The 2,177-nt window shown below is 69.7% G+C and carries 1 protein-coding gene and 1 pseudogene; both read right to left on the bottom strand.

What is annotated here, in order from left to right; translation table 11 throughout:
• Positions 1 to 1,421 (bottom strand): annotated as a pseudogene (locus D452_RS0100845) (hypothetical protein); the annotation flags it as partial.
• Positions 1,422 to 1,816: 395 nt separating this feature from the next.
• Positions 1,817 to 2,177, bottom strand: a 361-nt coding sequence (locus D452_RS0100840; protein WP_026128857.1) for a THUMP-like domain-containing protein, incomplete at its 5' end; no start/stop codon positions are given.

Here is a 2,177-nt window from a genome sequence, read left to right as displayed (position 1 = left end):
GCGGCGGCCTCGATGTGGTTCTCCTCGGCCTGGCTGCTCAGCCGGGCGACGCTCTCGGTGAGCTGCGCGGTGACCTCGGTGTGGTTCTCGGCGGTGCGCCCGTCGAGCCGCTCGATGCCTTCGGTGAGGGCGGTGTGGTTCTCGTCGGCGGTCGTGGAGATCCGCTCGATGCCCTCGGTGAGGGCGGTGTGGTTCTGGTCGGCCGTGGTGGAGATCCGCTCGATGCCTTCGGTGAGGGCCGTGTGGCGCTCGCGGGACTGCGTGTCGAGAAGCTCGATGCCTTCGGAGACCGCTCCGGTGACGGCGTCGCGGCTCTGCTCGGTGGCCCCGCGCAGTTCCTCGGCGGTCGTGTCGAGCTTGTCCCCGAGCTGCGTGTGCTGCTCGCGCAGGGAGGCGTCGAGGGTGTCGCGGCTCTCGCCGACGGCGGTCGCCAGGTGCTCGCGGCTTTCGGTCACGGTTTGTTCGACGGAGGTGCGGCCCTGTTCGACGGCGGTGGACAGCGCCTCGCGGCTTTCGGCCAGGGTTTGTTCGACGGAGGTGCGGCCCTGTTCGACGGCGGTGGACAGCGCCTCGCGGCTTTCGGCCAGGGTTTGTTCGACGGAGGTGCGGCCCTGTTCGACGGCGGTGGACAGCGCCTCGCGGCTTTCGGCCAGGGTTTGTTCGACGGAGGTGCGGCCCTGTTCGACGGCGGTGGACAGCGCCTCGCGGCTTTCGGCCAGGGTTTGTTCGACGGAGGTGCGGCCCTGCTCGATAGCGGCCGACAGCGCCTCGCGGCTTTCGGTGAGGGCCGTGGTGACGGCCTCGCGGTTCTCGGCGGCGGTGCCCATGGCGGTGTCGTGCTGGGCCTCCACGCGCTCGGTCAGCGCCGCTAGGGAGTCCCGCAGCTCCCGGGAGTCGGCGGTCAGGCCCTCCACGGCCTCGTCGATGCGCCCGAACCGGGCCTCGGTCGAGGAGGCGAGCTTCTCGACGCGGTCGGTGAGCGCGTCGATCTTGCCGGAGGCCTGCTCGCCGGACTCGGCCAGCTCCTGCAACCGGGTCAGGGTGGTGTCGAGGTGGCCGGTGATGGTGCGGATGTCGGACCGCAGCGCCGACATCTCCGCCAGCGGCTTGACGCGCTCACCGACCAGGGCGATGTGCTCGGCGAGGGTCTCGGCCCACTCCGGCGGGCGTGCGGAGATCTCGTCGACCCGGGTCTGGACGGCGGAGACCGACTCCGCGAGCGTGGCGAACTCGCGTTCGCGGAACTCGCGCCCCAGCCACTCCATGCCTTCCAGGCGCTGGCGCATCTCCTCGTTGACCGCACCCTGGGACTTCTGCTCGGAGACCTGGTCCTGCGCGGCCCGGGAGAGGAGGTCCCGCATGCGGTCGGAGATCCCGGTCTGACCTCCCCCGTTGAGGAAGTTGTGGTTGGTCTGTTCCACCGAGGTGCTCCTTAAGATCTGGCGCCCCCACCCGATTCGGCCGTGGATGGGCGGTGTGCTCCTGGGCTCGGCCGACGCGGCGCCGGGGCCGGGTGCGCTGTCACGTTCGGGGGGCCGATGGGCACGCGCGGTGACAACCGTGGTCGCGGTGGGAGCGAGGCGATCGACGGCCGCCGACAACCGTGCTGCGTCGCCGGTCGAATCCAGGACGGGGAGAAGGGATTCAGCGGGGATCAGTTTAACGACATGAGCCTTGTTCGCCGCGCGTGACTGGCGAAGATGAGGGGATTGGACGTGAATCGCCATAGCCGGTCTGCTGCGTCACGTTAGTACTGATCGTGGTCGTAGTCACGCGTGTGGCGGGGATTCCGTTTTGTGGCATCTGCGCGATACGTCTACGGAGACGCCGTGACCTCGGAGCACACGAGGCACAGAGGGCGGTCGCCGACGCGCGTGAGGACGACCACTGCCGATTCCGGGCCGCTCGGTTTGAGGTCGCGGAGGAGTTTGTCGACATCCACCGCGGAGCCGCGTTTCTTAATCGTTACCGTTCCCGCTCCCGCGCGGCGCAACGACGACCGCAGCCGCTTCAGTGAGAACGGCATGGCCTCGTGGACTTCGAAGGCGCGGCAGAACGGCGTCGCGACGAGCCGGTCGGAGGTGATGTAGGCGATGGCGGGATCGAGCAGGCGGCCCTCCACCGGTTCTGCGGCCTCCGCCACCAGGTGGGCCCGCACCACGGCGTTGTCGGGCTCG

The organism is Nocardiopsis prasina DSM 43845 (genome assembly GCF_000341265.1).
GTDB classification, from domain to species: Bacteria; Actinomycetota; Actinomycetes; order Streptosporangiales; family Streptosporangiaceae; genus Nocardiopsis; species Nocardiopsis prasina.
The sequence above is the reverse complement of the archived record's forward strand: the minus strand, read 5'-3'. Positions and strand labels throughout refer to the sequence as shown.